The 15,574-nt window shown below is 64.2% G+C and carries 14 protein-coding genes; 8 read left to right on the top strand and 6 right to left on the bottom strand.

The window, feature by feature from the left end; all coding sequences use genetic code 11:
* Window positions 1–20: 20 nt before the first annotated feature.
* Window positions 21–1,676, bottom strand: coding sequence for a TadE/TadG family type IV pilus assembly protein (locus HZZ16_RS06785; protein WP_197947745.1), 1,656 nt, complete (start codon window positions 1,674–1,676; stop codon window positions 21–23).
* Between the two features lie 479 nt (window positions 1,677–2,155).
* On the opposite strand from HZZ16_RS06785, the gene clpS reads away from it, so the two are divergent.
* Window positions 2,156–2,488, top strand: coding sequence for an ATP-dependent Clp protease adapter ClpS (gene clpS, locus HZZ16_RS06780; protein WP_197947744.1), 333 nt, complete (start codon window positions 2,156–2,158; stop codon window positions 2,486–2,488).
* A gap of 287 nt (window positions 2,489–2,775) precedes the next feature.
* Window positions 2,776–5,184 carry an ATP-dependent Clp protease ATP-binding subunit ClpA gene (gene clpA, locus HZZ16_RS06775; RefSeq protein ID WP_197947743.1) on the top strand — a complete coding sequence of 803 codons (2,409 nt, stop codon included), beginning with the start codon at window positions 2,776–2,778 and terminating at the stop codon, window positions 5,182–5,184.
* 71 nt (window positions 5,185–5,255) lie between these two features.
* On the opposite strand, the gene HZZ16_RS06770 is transcribed toward clpA, so the two are convergent.
* The 4 genes from HZZ16_RS06770 to HZZ16_RS06755 all read right to left on the bottom strand — a co-directional run bounded on the left by HZZ16_RS06770 (window position 5,256) and on the right by HZZ16_RS06755 (window position 9,532).
* Window positions 5,256–5,717, bottom strand: coding sequence for a peptidase associated/transthyretin-like domain-containing protein (locus HZZ16_RS06770; RefSeq protein ID WP_197947742.1), 462 nt, complete (start codon window positions 5,715–5,717; stop codon window positions 5,256–5,258).
* A 124-nt stretch (window positions 5,718–5,841) separates the two neighbouring features.
* Window positions 5,842–7,263, bottom strand: coding sequence for an MFS transporter (locus HZZ16_RS06765; RefSeq protein WP_197947741.1), 1,422 nt, complete (start codon window positions 7,261–7,263; stop codon window positions 5,842–5,844).
* Window positions 7,264–7,399: 136 nt separating this feature from the next.
* On the bottom strand, window positions 7,400–8,425 hold the full coding sequence (locus tag HZZ16_RS06760; RefSeq protein ID WP_197947740.1) for an aldo/keto reductase: 1,026 nt from the start codon (window positions 8,423–8,425) through the stop codon (window positions 7,400–7,402).
* A 150-nt stretch (window positions 8,426–8,575) separates the two neighbouring features.
* Window positions 8,576–9,532, bottom strand: coding sequence for an AraC-like ligand-binding domain-containing protein (locus HZZ16_RS06755; protein WP_197947739.1), 957 nt, complete (start codon window positions 9,530–9,532; stop codon window positions 8,576–8,578).
* Window positions 9,533–9,723: 191 nt separating this feature from the next.
* Here HZZ16_RS06755 and HZZ16_RS06750 point away from each other — a divergent pair, with 191 nt between their 5' ends.
* Both HZZ16_RS06750 and HZZ16_RS06745 read left to right on the top strand, forming a co-directional pair.
* Window positions 9,724–10,740, top strand: coding sequence for a carbon-nitrogen hydrolase family protein (locus HZZ16_RS06750; RefSeq protein WP_197947738.1), 1,017 nt, complete (start codon window positions 9,724–9,726; stop codon window positions 10,738–10,740).
* Between the two features lie 29 nt (window positions 10,741–10,769).
* Window positions 10,770–11,807 carry a phenylacetaldoxime dehydratase family protein gene (locus HZZ16_RS06745; protein ID WP_197947737.1) on the top strand — a complete coding sequence of 346 codons (1,038 nt, stop codon included), beginning with the start codon at window positions 10,770–10,772 and terminating at the stop codon, window positions 11,805–11,807.
* Here HZZ16_RS06745 and HZZ16_RS06740 read toward each other — a convergent pair.
* The gene (locus HZZ16_RS06740; RefSeq protein ID WP_197947736.1) at window positions 11,804–12,442 is read right to left on the bottom strand and encodes an HAD family hydrolase; all 639 of its coding nucleotides are present in this window, start codon (window positions 12,440–12,442) and stop codon (window positions 11,804–11,806) included. The genes HZZ16_RS06745 and HZZ16_RS06740 overlap by 4 nt on opposite strands.
* 88 nt (window positions 12,443–12,530) lie before the next feature.
* Here HZZ16_RS06740 and HZZ16_RS06735 point away from each other — a divergent pair, with 88 nt between their 5' ends.
* The 4 genes from HZZ16_RS06735 to tsaA all read left to right on the top strand — a co-directional run bounded on the left by HZZ16_RS06735 (window position 12,531) and on the right by tsaA (window position 15,320).
* The gene (locus tag HZZ16_RS06735) at window positions 12,531–13,484 is read left to right on the top strand and encodes a lytic transglycosylase domain-containing protein (RefSeq protein ID WP_197947735.1); all 954 of its coding nucleotides are present in this window, start codon (window positions 12,531–12,533) and stop codon (window positions 13,482–13,484) included.
* Between the two features lie 224 nt (window positions 13,485–13,708).
* Window positions 13,709–14,449: an AzlC family ABC transporter permease gene (locus tag HZZ16_RS06730; RefSeq protein WP_197947734.1), complete on the top strand. Its 741-nt coding sequence runs from the start codon at window positions 13,709–13,711 to the stop codon at window positions 14,447–14,449.
* Window positions 14,446–14,796 (top strand): branched-chain amino acid transport AzlD family protein, encoded by a 351-nt coding sequence (locus tag HZZ16_RS06725; RefSeq protein ID WP_036015173.1) that lies wholly within the window; start codon window positions 14,446–14,448, stop codon window positions 14,794–14,796. The genes HZZ16_RS06730 and HZZ16_RS06725 overlap by 4 nt, the downstream gene beginning before the upstream one ends.
* A 32-nt stretch (window positions 14,797–14,828) precedes the next feature.
* Window positions 14,829–15,320, top strand: coding sequence for a tRNA (N6-threonylcarbamoyladenosine(37)-N6)-methyltransferase TrmO (gene tsaA, locus HZZ16_RS06720; protein ID WP_197947733.1), 492 nt, complete (start codon window positions 14,829–14,831; stop codon window positions 15,318–15,320).
* The last annotated feature ends 254 nt before the right edge of the window (window positions 15,321–15,574 follow it).

Here is a 15,574-nt window from a genome sequence, read left to right as displayed (position 1 = left end):
ATTGTGGATCTCTGATCAGATTACTTCGCGACGCGCAGCTTGGAAATCTGCGTCAGGATATTCTTGAACGCGTCCGAAGTCTGCGAGGAACTCGTTATCATTTGGAAGTTCCCATCGGTCGCGCATTTCTCCAGTACCTGAGACTTCGCGTCCGCATTGTTAATGTTGACCTGGATCGTGAAGATCGTGACCGGGTTTGACTTATCCGCCTTGATATTATCGCAAAGGATCGCCTGGCGGGCGTCGATGGTGGACTGGGAGGTGCTCCAGCGGTTCTGCGTGTTCAAGCCGTCAGACAGCAGCACAATATAGTCCTTGTAGACGTAGTTGCTGGCCTTCGGCGGTGCCGCGATCGGCGGGTTGGTCGTGCTGAGGGACTGCCATCCCCAGGCAAGACCAATAGCCTGGTTGGTGTTGCCGCTCGGCGACATCGAGTCGATCTGATCCTTGAGCGTCTGCCACTGGTTGCTCATCGGAAACACGGTGGCCGGAAGGCAGCCCGACCACTGCTCGGCATAGAACTGCGAGGAGGGGCTCCCGCTGCCCGAACCGGGGGCGGAGTTCTTGGTGTCGTAGTCCTGATCACGGTCGTTCACGCAGCCGGTCCAGGTGTTGTGACCCGGTGCTGCCGCAGCTGTTGCTGTGGTCCCGTCGCCGCGCCAGAGATGGCAGATCTTGCCCGAGCCGCTCCCTGTGCAGGTGCAACTCGTGCTCGATCCGCAGCTTGCGCTCGCCCCGGTGGCGGTGGTGTAGCAACCGTTGTAGTAGATGCCTGACTTGCCCGAGATCTTGTTGCCGTAGTCTATGCTCGGGCAGATGTAGCCGGCATAGGTCCCGGTCGATGGTACTTTGCTGGTCTGGCTGGCGCCGCTCAACGTGGCGGGCCTGTCCATGCAAACAAAGCCGTGGGTATAGTACGAGAAGGGACAGTCCGATCCGCCCACGGCGGAGTTAAAGGCGCTGGACTTGTTGTTGACGAGGATCGGAGGCTCTGCCTCCCATTCAGTCCAGTTGATCCATGAGGCACTGACATTGGTCTTGCCGACGTTGACATCTTTCGAGAACGGAATGATCGAGATGTAAACGTCGCCCGTCTGCTTGTTGTAGTTGGACAAGGTGGTGATCATGTCCTTGGCTGCGGCTTGCATGGCCGTCATTTTGCCGTTCTGGGCCATCGATCCCGTGTTATCCAGGACCATTGCCACCCGCATGCGGGTATTTCCCCACGCCGCAGTCGAACTGCCGTTGTATCCAAGCGTCGGATAGCCCGCGATCTTCATGAAATCGGTCGGCATGGCGCCGGATCCGGTGACCACGACGTTCGAAATTCCATTGGAATCCTTTGGGGTGTAGGTGGCACGGATGTCGGTGGTCGAGACCAAACCGGGGCGACCCGTATAGAGGCCGCTAAAATACGATTTTGCCTTGGCCTCAATTTCGGACTCCGAGATGACGCCGTTGGTGAGGTCTTTGGAGACCATCAACGCTGCGGAATCGAGCGCAGCCTGCAGCGAGGTACGTGCGTGGACGACACGGCTGTAGTCCAGCGCGGCGCCGACAAACCCCAGTACGGGTACCAGCGCAATGGCGAAGATCACTGCGATATTGCCTTGCTCGGCCGCTGCGAAACGGGCGAGTTGTCGACCTAGGCGGCTTACGAGGGGCAGACCAGACATGACGATCCCCGAAATCTGTGTTTTGCCCGATTTCGCGGCACGTCATTGAATGGCAGGTAAACTGGACCGTAGAAAACCGGAGGCTTCTGCCGAAAACCGTCGCGGGCGGGCTAACGGCCGGGTTCCTGGTCAACATGTTCTAAGCGTGCCGGGCGGAAATTTTTGTCAAATCGCTCCGGATTGATTAACCTGACCAAGATCGCCCGGACCGGGAATCGGGACTGCTGCGACCGCATGGGCTGGACCCCCGCGTGCTTGCGGCGGGCCGGGGGCAGGGCCATATTGCTGGCGAGCGATCCGGCCTGAACCGCATTTGCCGGGAGCGGCGATCCAAGGCGGCGCGCCTGCGCCAGGCCCCGAAGGGCGGGGTCGCGCGGTGACCGCCATTCGCTTCCGTGGGGAATTTGAACGCCTGTGCCATGCTGCAATTGACTTCCAGTCTCGATCAGTCCGCGCCAGCCGCTGCCGACGCGCCTCGCATGAGCAATGACGACAACCGTTCGGGTACTCCCTCGGGGCCGAGCACGTCGGTCATCACCAAGGTCAAGCCCAAGACCAAGCGGCCGAACCTGTATCGTGTGCTCATCCTGAACGACGACTACACGCCGATGGAGTTCGTCGTTCACGTGCTGGAGAAGTTCTTCAACAAGGACGTCGAAGCCGCGACCAAGATCATGCTGCACGTCCATCATCACGGGATCGGGGAGTGCGGCGTGTTCACCTACGAGATCGCCGAGACCAAGGTGACGCAGGTGATGGATTTCGCCCGCAAGCACCAGCACCCGCTGCAATGCGTGATGGAAAAGAAGTAAGACGGCTTGCGGCGCGCTTGAAGCCGGCTCCTGTGCAAGGAGCAGTGTGATCGTCGCGTGCGGCTGCGTGCGATGGGGGGCGCAGCCGGCAAAACGACGGAATTCTGCGCCGGCGCCGATCCCGCCCAAATCGGAACGGGTTTTGCATCGAAAATACCGCAAGTGTGTCGCCGCCGAGTCGCGGAACCGGTCTTACGCCGCGGTCTTGTATAACTATATGTGACAAAGGTTGTTGTTGCCTGACCGGGCGATGGCGATCATGATGGTGGGGGCCATAGAGGACGCGAATGCCGACTTTTTCCCAAAGCCTTGAACAATCCCTGCATCGTGCGCTGGCGATCGCAAATGAGCGTCATCACCAATACGCGACGCTCGAGCATCTCTTGCTCTCCCTGATCGACGACTCCGATGCAGCCGCCGTCATGCGCGCCTGTAGCGTCGATCTCGACAAGCTCCGTACGAGCCTCGTCAACTACCTAGAGACCGAATTCGAGAACCTGGTGACGGACGGCGCCGACGACGCCAAGCCCACCGCCGGCTTCCAGCGCGTGATCCAGCGTGCGGTGATCCATGTGCAGTCGTCCGGTCGCGAAGAGGTGACCGGCGCCAACGTGCTGATCGCGATCTTCGCCGAGCGCGAGAGCCATGCCGCGTATTTCCTGCAGGAGCAGGACATGACGCGTTACGATGCGGTCAATTACATCAGCCACGGCATTGCCAAGCGGCCGGGCGTCTCCGAGGCGCGGCCCGTGCGCGGCGTCGACGAGGAGACCGAAGCCAAGGGCAACGAGGACGCCAAGAAGAAGGGCGAGGCGCTCGAGACCTATTGCGTCAACCTCAACAAGAAGGCGCGCGACGGCAAGATCGATCCAGTGATCGGACGCAATTCCGAAATCAACCGCGCGATCCAGGTGCTGTGCCGCCGGCAGAAGAACAACCCGCTGTTCGTCGGTGAAGCCGGCGTCGGCAAGACCGCGATCGCAGAAGGGCTCGCCAAGCGCATTGTCGACAGCGAGGTGCCGGAGGTGCTGGCGGCCGCCACCGTGTTCTCGCTGGACATGGGCACGCTGCTCGCCGGCACGCGCTATCGCGGCGACTTCGAGGAGCGCCTGAAGCAGGTGCTCAAGGAGCTCGAGGCGCATCCCAACGCCATCCTGTTCATCGACGAGATCCACACCGTGATCGGTGCAGGCGCGACGTCGGGCGGGGCGATGGACGCCTCGAACCTGCTCAAGCCGGCGCTGGCCTCTGGCACGATCCGCTGCATGGGCTCGACCACCTACAAGGAATATCGACAGCACTTCGAGAAGGACCGCGCGCTGGTGCGGCGCTTCCAGAAGATCGACATCAACGAGCCGACGGTTGAGGACGCCATCGCGATCCTCAAGGGCCTCAAGCCGTACTTCGAGGACTATCACCGGCTGAAGTACACCAATGAGGCGATCGAGGCTGCGGTGCAGCTCTCCTCGCGCTACATCCACGACCGCAAGCTGCCCGACAAGGCGATCGACGTGATCGACGAGTCCGGTGCCGCGCAGATGCTGGTCGCCGAGAACAAGCGCAAGAAGACCATCGGCATCAAGGAGATCGAGACCACGATCGCCTCGATGGCGCGGATCCCGCCGAAGAGCGTCTCGAAGGACGACGCCGAGGTGCTCAAGCATCTCGAGCAGACCTTGAAGCGTACCGTGTTCGGTCAGGACAAGGCGATCGAATCGCTCGCCGCCTCGATCAAGCTGGCGCGCGCCGGCCTGCGCGAGCCGGAGAAGCCGATCGGCTGCTACCTGTTCTCAGGACCCACCGGCGTCGGCAAGACCGAGGTCGCCAAGCAACTTGCGGCCGCGCTGGGGGTCGAGCTGTTGCGCTTCGACATGTCCGAATACATGGAGCGGCACACTGTGTCGCGCCTGATCGGCGCGCCCCCCGGCTATGTCGGCTTCGACCAGGGCGGCCTGCTCACTGATGGCGTCGACCAGCATCCGCACTGCGTGGTGCTGCTCGATGAGATCGAGAAGGCCCATCCCGACCTCTACAATGTGCTGCTCCAGATCATGGACCACGGCCGGCTCACCGACCACAACGGCAAGCAGGTCAACTTCCGCAACGTGATCCTGATCATGACCACAAATGCGGGCGCGGCCGATCTCGCCAAGCAGGCATTCGGGTTCACCCGCTCCAAGCGCGAAGGCGACGACCACGAGGCGATCAACCGGCAGTTCGCGCCGGAATTCCGCAACCGCCTCGATGCCATCGTCTCGTTCGGCCATCTCAGCGTCGAGGTGATCGGCACCGTGGTCGAGAAGTTCGTGCTTCAGCTCGAGGCGCAGCTCGGCGACCGCGACGTCACCATCGAGCTGTCCGAGGAGGCCAAGGCCTGGCTGATCCAGCACGGCTACGACGAGCAGATGGGCGCACGTCCCATGGCCCGCGTGATCCAGGAGCACATCAAGAAGCCGCTGGCCGACGAGGTGCTGTTCGGCAAGCTGAAGGGCGGCGGCCACGTCCGCGTCGTCCTGGTCAAGGACGAGGCCGACGAGACCAAGGAGAAGATCGGCTTCGAGTTCGTCGAGGGGCCGGTCACGCCGAAGCAGGAGAAGCTGCCTGGCGCCCGCAAGCGTCCGCCGGGCAAGTCCAAGCCGGGTGGCCCCGGCGGCTCGAAGGGGCCGACCTCGAAGGGCCCGCTGGTCAAGGTTTGATCGGCACGTGATGAAATCGAAAAGGCCGGCTGCAAAGCCGGCCTTTTTGTATTCACGGCAGTTACGGGGTTCTAGGTGCCGGTGTCTGGCGGAGACGGCGCCGGCGCTCGCGGCTTCCTGGGCGCCGGCGGACGTGGGCTGCGGGGAGGGGCCGATGGTTGCATCGTCACGATGACCGGGTTCGGCTTGTGATCGGTCGCCGCCCCGGTCGCTGCGTCGACGCCCATGCCGACGATACCGCCCAGCAGGAGATTGCCCGCGAAACCCGCGGCTCCGCCGGTCTGGACGTCCCGGCTGAGCGGAACGACTTGCGGCTCATAGCCTTTCTTCTGGAAGGTGATGGAGATGTCGGCATTCCGCTTCACCACCACGGAGCAAGGCGTCGTGCAGGTGGTCGGAACGTCCATTCCGCTGACGACGGCTTCCACGCCTGACGGTGTCGATGAAATGCTGATATTCTCCGTCGTGCCGCGCGTGACCGACGCGCAGCCGCCCAGCATGACGCTGAGCGCCACAATTCCAAATGAACGCATGAAATGCCCCCTGTCCCGCTGCCACTAAGCGCAACCGGGGCGGGAGGGCAATAGGCTATTGCTCCGGATAGTTAAGCCACGCAGAGGTTGTGCACGACAATGCGCGAGCCCGGGTCGGGTCCTGCTAATCCCCGCGCAGGCGCTGATCGTCCTGCACGCGGACGTGCTCGGCACCGCGAGCGCCGGCTGGGGAAAGCCGCAGCATGCTCAGCATCGCGCCGCAGAGCGCAAATCCAACGCCGACAAGGAGCGCCAGCCTGGTCCCCTCAACCGGATACCGTCCGAGCAACAGCGCCACCAGCGCCGCTCCGGTGGTCTGGCCGAGCAGGCGCGCGGTCCCCAGCATGCCGCTGGCGCCGCCGGCGCGCTCGCGTGGGGCGGCCGCGATCATGGTGCGGTTATTGGGGGTCTGGAACAGACCGAAGCCGGCGCCGGCGAGCGCCATCCGCCAGATCACGTCGAGCGGCGTTGGTGTCGCGGGCAGGAGGGCCAGCGCGCCAAGGCCGCAGGCGAACAGCGTGAGCCCAATACCGCCGAGCAGGCCGGCCGGATAACGCTCGACCAGGCAGCCGGCGAGGGGGGCCGCAAACGCCAGCGCGATCGGCCACGGCGTGATCAACAGTCCCATATGTACCGCCGAATAGCCGAAGCGACTCTGGAGATAGAAGGGGATCGCGACGAAGGCCAGCATCTGCCCGCAGAACGATGCGATCGAGGTCGCAATCGACAGCGCGAACACGGGGATGCGCAGCAGATCGATTGGCAACAGCGGCGAGGTCATGTGAGTTTCGCGATAGATCAGCAGCGCACCCGCAACGATCGCGATGGCGAACTGCACGAGGCAGGTGATCGCGGCCTCGCCATGACCGACGCTGTCGACCGCCGCGATGCCGACGCCGAACGTGATCGCCGACAGCCCCGCGCTCTGCCAGTCGAAGGAGCGGCTCGCGGGCTTGGTGTGCGGCAGGCTGCACAGACCCAGCACCAGCGTCACCGCGCCGAGCGGCACGTTGATCGCGAACAACCAGGGCCAGCTTCCCACCGCGAGGATGCCGGCGGCGAGCGTCGGGCCGATCGCGGCCGAGAAGGCGACGACGAGCGCGTTGAGCCCGATGCCGCGGCCGAGCAGGCTGCGCGGATAGGTGAAACGCACCAGCGCCGCGTTGACGCTCATGATGCCGGCCGCGCCAAAGCCCTGGAGGATGCGCGCGATCGTCAGCAGCGGCAGCGTCTGGGCCAGCGCACAGAAGGCCGATGCCAGCGTGAACAGCGCCAGCCCGACCAGATAGACGCGGCGATAGCCGACGATCTCGCCCAGCGAAGCCAGCGGCAGCAGCGAGATCGTGATCGCGAGCTGGTAGCCGTTGACGATCCAGATCGAGAACGCCGGGGTCGCATCGAGATCCGCCGCGATCGTCGGCAGCGCCACATTGGCAATGGCGCTGTCGACCACCGCCATGACGATGCCGAGGGCAATGGTCAGCACCGCCCGGTTGCGTTGCGGCTGCGGCAGGCCGTCGGCATGCTCGATGGTCACTGTCGACATGGTGAGCGGTGTATCGTTGGCGAATCGGACTCGGCCACGGGCCGAGTATTGCGCCAACAGGGCAGGGCCGCGATAGTTCCGGAACCGCGCTGCCAGCGCGCCGTCGCCTTAACCAGCCGCGCCTGATGCAGCTGTCCTACACCGCCGGCGGATTGCGGTCGCTGAAGGTCACGCGCTGGTGCCAATAGGGATAGGGCAGCGTCACCGTGCTCGCGGCATCGAGCTTTGCGACCTGGTCCTTGGTCAAGGACCAGCCGACAGCGCCGAGATTTTCGCGCAACTGAGTCTCGTTGCGTGCGCCGATGATCAGCGTCGAGACCGTCGGACGCTGCAGCAGCCAGTTCAGCGCGATCTGCGAGACGCTCTTGCCGGTCTCCTTCGCGATCTCGTCGATCGCATCGACGACACGGTAGACGTGCTCGTCCGACACGGGCGGTCCGAACTCGGCCGTCTTGGGCAGGCGGCTGACTTCCGGTTTCGGCTGACCGCGGCGGATCTTGCCGGTGAGGCGCCCCCAGCCGAGCGGCGACCACACCACGGCGCCCAGCCCCTGGTCGAGGCCGAGCGGCATCAACTCCCATTCGTAGTCGCGCCCGATCAGTGAATAGTAGGTCTGGTTGGCGACGTAACGTGGAAAACCGTGCTTGTCAGCGACGTCAAGCGACTTCATGAGGTGCCAGCCCGAGAAATTCGAGACGCCGACGTAGCGGATCTTGCCGGCGCGCACGAGCACGTCGAGAGTCGAGAGCACCTCTTCGGGCGGAGTGAAGGCGTCGAAGCCGTGGAGCTGAAACAGATCGATGTAATCGGTGCCGAGCCGGCTCAACGAACCGTCGATCGCCGCGAGCAGATGCTGGCGCGATGAGCCGATATCGTTGGGGCCGTCGCCGAAACGGAACGTCGCCTTGGTCGAGATCAGGACCTTGTCGCGACGACCCTTGATGGCTTGCCCGAGCACCCGCTCGGACTCGCCGAGCGAATAGACATTCGCGGTGTCGAACATCGACACGCCGGCCTCGAGGCAGATGTCCAGAAGGCGCCGCGCCTCGGTCGCGTCCGTCGTGCCCCATGCAGCAAGGCGGCCGACGCCGCCGAACGTGCCCGTTCCCAGGCTCAAAGCAGGCACCATAAGGCCGGACCGGCCCAAGCGTCGGTATTCCATCGATCTGCTCCTCGGCTGGCCGCTGATTGATCGTTGCGGCCTTGGCGGCGGAAGATACTGCAAGCAGGCGCCGTGTCCTACCACCTGCTCACATACCGGCCCTGCTCGGAATGACCTGTTCGTGCAGATGACAGCCGACTGGAATGCACCTCAATGCCGCAACTGGCTCTGCCGGAAGTCGCGCGGGGACATCCCGAAATGCTCGCGGAAGACGCGGCCGAAATGCGAGAGGTCATTGAAGCCCCAGGCGAAGGCGATCTCGCTGATGTGGCGATGGGCGAGCAGTGGCGAGGCGAGATCTCTCCGACATCGGGCGAGGCGTTCGGCAAGGACATGGCGCTGGAAGGAGGTGTCCTCGTCTGCGAGAAGATCGTTGACGTAGCGCGGCGAGATGCCGAGCGCGGCTGCGGTTTCAGCCAGCGAAAGATCGGGATCGGCGAGGTGCGCGCGGATGTGCGCCTTCAATCGGTAGAGCAGGGCCGAGCGGTGGGTCGAAGACGGCAGCGATGACTTGCCGAGCCGCTCGCTCAATGCCATCGCAAGCAGATCAACTGCCTGCTCCGACAGCGCGGTGGCCGTATCCGGAGCCAAACTATCCGCACTCTGGCAGAGACGCATGATGAAATCATAGGCGAGCCGCTCGAGTGGTGCGTCGGCGCCGAATGACATTGCGGTCAGCGTCTCGGTGCCGCCGAGCCGCCGGTGCAGCATCTCGCGTGGTACCTTGAAAATGGTCTGCGTAAAACTATCGTTGAACTTCAGCTCGTACGGGCGCGTTGTGTCGTAGAGCGCGAACTCGCCGGGGTGGATCACGGTCTCGCGGCCGTCCTGCACAACGCTACCGTTGCCGTGATTGCCGAGGGCTACAAGAACGAAATCCTGGTTTGAACGCGCGATACGCGACGGCGTGCGGAATACGTGCTGGCGGTCGGAGCAAACTTCGGAGCAGACCGCCTTACCGAGCGAAGCCTGGGTGACCGATCCGCGAAAGGCGCTGCCGAGGTCCGACTTGCAGTCCAGCCCGACGAAAACGTCGCAGACGATGTCCTGCCAGAGAGCGAGCCGCCGATAGCCGGGACTGCCGTCCGTCGTGAACTGGATTGGCATCTGAACAGCCTCCCTTTCACATCCTGCAAAATCGCACCTGGGATCCAGTCTGACCGGAGGCAAATCTCGTACCGGCCGGTAGCGCGTCCAGTCGAGTTTTTCTTCCGCCGCGGTCGAGCGGCCGGCTGCCCGGCTTGGCCAAATAGACTGCATCGGACGTGGCTTGCGATCAACCGGCAATGGAGGCAGGAATGGGCATCGAGCATCCGAAATACAAGGTTGCGGTGGTTCAGGCGGCGCCGGCCTGGCTCGACCTCGACGCCTCGATCGAAAAGTCGATCGGGCTGATCGGGGAGGCCGCGGAAAGGGGCGCCAAGCTGATCGCCTTTCCCGAAGCTTTCATCCCCGGCTACCCCTGGCACATCTGGCTGGACTCGCCGGCCTGGGCGATCGGGCGGGGCTTCGTGCAGCGCTATTTCGACAATTCGCTGTCCTATGACAGCCCGCAGGCTGAGCGCCTGCGCGAGGCCGTGTGCAAGGCAAGGCTCACCGCCGTGATCGGTCTGTCCGAGCGCGACGGCGGCAGCCTTTACCTCGCGCAATGGCTGATCGGCCCTGATGGCGAGACCATCGCAAAGCGCCGCAAGCTGCGGCCGACCCATGCCGAGCGCACGGTCTATGGCGAAGGCGACGGCAGCGACCTCGCCGTGCATGCGCGGCCCGACATCGGCCGCCTCGGCGCGTTGTGCTGCTGGGAGCATCTGCAGCCGCTGTCGAAATACGCGATGTACGCTCAGAACGAGCAGGTCCATGTCGCGGCCTGGCCGAGCTTCTCGCTCTACGATCCCTTCGCGCCGGCGTTGGGGGCCGAGGTCAACAACGCGGCTTCGCGCGTCTATGCGGTGGAAGGCTCCTGCTTCGTGCTCGCGCCTTGCGCCACCGTCTCGCAGGCGATGATCGACGAGCTCTGCGACCGGCCGGACAAGAATGCGCTGCTGCATGCGGGCGGCGGCTTTGCGGCCATCTACGGCCCCGACGGCAGTCAGATCGGGGAGAAGCTGGCGCCCGATCAGGAGGGTCTGCTGATCGCAGAAATCGATCTCGGCGCCATTGGCGTTGCCAAGAACGCCGCCGATCCCGCCGGACATTATTCGCGGCCCGACGTCACACGGCTGCTGCTCAACAAGAAGCCCTACAAACGAGTCGAGCAATTTGCGTTGCCTGTCGACACCATCGAGCCCATGGACATTGCGGCGGCGGCAAGCTGATCGCCGCGATCACGGGGGAGGACACCGCCATGGAATCGGCAATTCCTGCGCATCTCGAAACCGCACGCACGCGCCACAAGCGCGTGCCGGATGATTACCAGCCGCCATATCCGTCCTTCGTGGCGCGCTACAAGCCTTCGGTCAGCCGCGTCGTGATGGCCTATTTCGGTGTCCAGTATGGCGGTGCGGCACCGGCGCCAATGGAGGCGTTGAAAGAACTCGCAGGACTGTTCGCAATGGATGGCGGTCCGTCGCATTGGGACCGGGCAAGTTATACAGATCAGTCCGGCTTCGAGAATGTTGTCACGGTCGCTTATTGGGACGATCTCGCGCGCTTTGATGCCTGGTTCGCGCGGGCTCGCGAGATGTGGACCGGGCGGCAACACGAAGGCATCGGAACCTTCATCGAGGTGCTGCGTCCCATCGTGGCCCGTCACGAGACGCTGTTCTCCTCGCCTGATCGGCCGGAAGGTATCGCTGTCGTTGCGGAGGGCATGAGCGGTGAGGTGCAGGAGCACGCCTATTGGGGCGGCATGCGCGATCGCATCCCGCAATCACAGACCGATGCCATGGCTCCCGCGGGGACTCCAGGGCTGATCCGCGACGGCGCGCGGCTGAGAGTCGTGGCGCACGATAATCTCTGCCTGATCCGCTCCGGGCAGGACTGGAGCGATACCGCAGCATCCGAGCGAAAGCTCTATCTCGACGAGGTCGAACCGGTGCTACGCGAGGGCATGGATTTTCTGCGCGATGAGGGCCTCGCGATTGGCTGCTATGCCAACCGCTATATGCGGGTGCTCGCGGCCGACGGAAGCGTCAGCGAGAAGTCCTACGGTCAGAGCTGGTGGAAGAGCCTCGCCGCGCTCGAGCGCTGGGCCGAGTCGCATCCGACCCATGTCAGGATCTTCGGCGCGGCAATGAAATATCTGTCGACGCTTGGGCCGTCCGCCAAGCTGCGGCTCTATCACGAGGTGACGGTGGCAGCCGCCGGCGAACAGTTCTTCGAATATCTGAACTGTCACCCGAAGACGGGCATGCTGGCGGCGGTCGAAACGGTCAGCACCTAAGCGAGACAATGGCCGAGCAGCTCGGGATGCGCCGTGCAAATGTGATGCGCGCCGGCCTCCCGCAGCTCGGCTTCGCTGCCATAACCGTAGAGCACGCCGATGGCGGTCATCCCGTTGGTCCTGGCGCCGACCACGTCGTGGCTGCGGTCGCCGATCATGATCGCGCTGTTCGCATCAACCTTGGCCTCGTCGAGCGCGTAGCGGAGCAGGTCGCGCTTGTCGACACGCGTGCCGTCGAGCTCGGATCCGAACACGCGTTCGAAATACGGCTTCAAGCCGAAATGATCGACGATGCGGCTGGCGTAGACGGCGGGCTTGCTGGTCGCCACGAACATGCGCTGACGTGTCGCTGCGAGCGAAGATAATGTGTCCGTAATTCCGCTGTAAGCCTCGTTCTCGAACAGGCCGATATCGCTGAAGCGCTCGCGATAGAGCAGCAGTGCGCGGTCGGCGAGCTCATCGGCTCCGGTGAGCTTTCGAAGGCTGGCAAGCAGCGGAGGGCCGATGCACCAGGTCAGTTCGTCCTCGCTCGGCACGGGAACGCCGAGCCGTCCCAGCGCATATTGGATCGATCGGGTGATCCCGGGCTTCGGGTTTGTCAGCGTGCCGTCGAGATCAAAAAAGATTGTCACCATCAGGCGGGACCGGTGTTGATATTGCCGTCTGTTGCTAGTTGGCTCTGGTTCCAAGTCAAGGTCTGATTTGTCCGATAGCGTCGATGCCATGCGAATAGCTCGGGTCATTGCTGTCTTGTGCCAGGCTTTGCTGCTGGCGCCGGCGCTCGCGGAGGAGGCACCGACCACCGATGCGCCTCCGAAAGCCGAGGAACCCGAGAAGCCGGTGGAGAAACCGAAAGACGTGCGCGAGAGCGACACGCGGGAGTCGATCTGCCTGATCGTGGAGGCGGCCGCGCGCGACAATAACCTGCCGCTGGAGTTCTTCGCACGCGTGATCTGGCAGGAGAGCCGCTTCCAGGCCGATGCGGTCGGGCCCATGACGCGCAACGGCAAACATGCGCAGGGGATCGCGCAGTTCATGCCGGGCACTGCCAGCGAGCGCGGGCTGCTCGATCCCTTCAATCCAGTGCAGGCTTTGCCGAAATCGGCCGAATTCCTGAACGAGCTGCGCAACCAGTTCGGAAATCTCGGCCTTGCCGCGGCCGCCTACAATGCCGGTCCTCGGCGCGTGCAGGAATGGCTCGCCGGAACCGGCGGGATGCCGGAGCAGACCCGCAACTACGTCTATGCCATTACTGGCACCAGTGTCGATGCCTGGGCCAAGGCGGGGAGCACCGGCAAGGGACCGCCGAGCTCGCCGCCGACGAGCTGTCGTGATCTGATGGCGCTGCTCAAGCGCGCTCCCAATCCGTTCGTCGCCGAGCTCGAGCAGCATGTCGAGCTTGCAGCCGCAAAGATCTGGGGCGTCCAGCTCGCGGCCGGCTTCGACCGCAACAGGGCGCTGGCGATGTATTCCCGGGCCGTGACGAAACTGAGCACCGTGATCGGCGAGCGCGATCCGAGCCTGCTCTCCTCGGTGATGCGCAGCCGCGGCACGCGGGCCTTCTACCAGGTCCGCATCGGCGCGGATACGCGCGCCGAGGCGGATGATCTGTGCAACCGGATCCGGAAAGTGGGCGGGGCGTGTTTCGTGCTGAAGAACCGCGGTGTGGCGGGGTAGGATGAGCTGTCATTCCGGGGCGCGACAGAGTCGCGAACCCGGAATCCATTGTGCAGCGATTTCTGTGGCCTGATGGATTCCGGGTTCGCGCGCCAAGTGGCGCGCCCCGGAATGACGATGGCGGGCCTGGGCGTCGCGCATGCCAGCCCCGCCGCGCCCTTCCTTGACGCGCGCCACCGTCTCGCCCGTTATGCCGGCACGATTCCTCACCGGCCAAAGCACCCGTGGCGCTCCCTCCGCTCGATTCACCGCAATGGAATAGTCCCTGGCGCGCCTTCGCGTGGGGACTGCGCTCGATCACGCAGACGATCCTCACTATCGTGCTGTTCGTGACCTATCTCGGCATCGGTGCGCTCGCTCACGACACCCATTTCAGCCTGCTCTGGGCGTTGTGCTCGACGCTGTTCGTCTGGGCCGGTCCGGCGCAGGTCATCCTGATCACCACGCTCGGCTCGGGCGCCACCATCATCCAGTCGGCGATCGCGGTGACCGTCAGCGCCATCCGCCTGTTTCCGATGGTGGTCTCTGTGCTGCCGCTGATGCGCACACCCACGACCAAGCGGCGCGAGCTGATTTTCGCCGCGCATCTCACCGCAGTGACGCTGTGGGTCGAATGCCACCGCTTCCTGCCGCAGGTGCCGCGCGAACGGCGGATCGCCTTCGTCCACGGGCTCGGCTGCGGCCTCGTCTCCGTGTGCCTCGTCGCCAACATCGTCGGCTATTTCCTCGCTGCCAACCTGACGCAGACGCTTGGTGCGGCGATCCTGATGCTGACGCCGCTGTCGTTCCTGTTCTCGACGGCGCGCAACAGCCGCGAGGTTGCCGATGTCGTCGCGCTCGTGCTGGGCATCGTGCTCTATCCGCTGGCGGCGAAGATGAACTCCGGTCTCGACATCCTCGTCAGCGGTGTGGTCGCCGGGACGATCGCTTATGGCGTGCATTGGTGGCGGGAGGTTCGCGCATGAGCTTTGCGCAAGCGATCGGCGACTGGCACGCGCTGGCCGTCCTGTTCGTCGCCGGCGTCGTTCCCAACCAGATCTGGCGCATGCTGGGCCTGTGGTTCGGCGGCGGCATCGACGAGGGCTCGGAGCTGCTGGTCTGGGTCAGGGCGGTCGCCACGGCGATTCTGGCCGGCGTCATCGCCCAGATCGTGGTCCAGCCGCCAGGGGCGCTGGCCAGTGTGCCCGACGTCCTGCGCTATGGCGCGGTCGGCGCCGGGCTCGTCGTCTTCCTGCTGACCCGCCGTTCGATCTTCGCGGGCGTGGTCACGGGCGAAGTCTTCATGCTGGCCGGCAAGTGGTGGTTGGGCTAAAACCGCCGTCGAACAGCCAGGGAACAGGACATATGGTTCGCGAACAGGAGCTCCGCGAGGGCGAAATCGCCATCGAGCTGCCGCCGACGCAAGATGCCGGGCTCGTCTTCATCGGCCGTATCCGCACGCCCTGGTCGTCGCGGCTGGAGACGCCGCGGCAGGGGCGTCAGGACGGCCCGATCTGCCGCCTCGAGATCTTCGAGCCGTTCGTGCCGGCCATCAAGGGCGTCGACTTCTACAGCAACCTCGAGGTGCTCTATTGGCTCGACCGGTCGCGCCGCGACATCATCCTGCAGAGCCCGAAGAACAACGAGAAGACGCGTGGCACCTTTTCGCTGCGCTCGCCGGTGCGTCCCAATCCGATCGGCACCTCGATCGTCAAGCTGGTCGGCATCGAGGGCAACGCCATCCTGGTGCGCGGCCTCGACTGCATCGACAACACGCCGCTGATCGACATCAAACCCGATCGCTGCGAGTTCACGCCGCTGGCCGCGCCGCAAGCAGGGGATTTCGAGACGGAGTAAGTTTCTCCTCCGTCATTGCGAGGAGCTCGCGACAAAATTGCGTAGCAATTTTGCGCTGATGCGACGAAGCAATCCAGACTGTCACCACGGATGCAGTCTGGATTGCTTCGCGGAGCCTGTCATCGGGTCGCGCGCCGCGCGGACCCGTTGGCTCGCAATGACGGAGTTTGCGGCGATCACCCCTTCAACGCCCCCATCAGCTTCGCCGCGTGTTTTTGCAGCACCTTGTCGTCTTCCTTGCGGCTCGCCGGCGG

It is taken from the genome of Bradyrhizobium glycinis (assembly GCF_016031655.1).
Lineage (GTDB): Bacteria > Pseudomonadota > Alphaproteobacteria > Rhizobiales > Xanthobacteraceae > Bradyrhizobium > Bradyrhizobium glycinis.
Note: the sequence above shows the minus strand (reverse complement) of the source record. Positions and strands in the feature narration are given on the sequence as shown.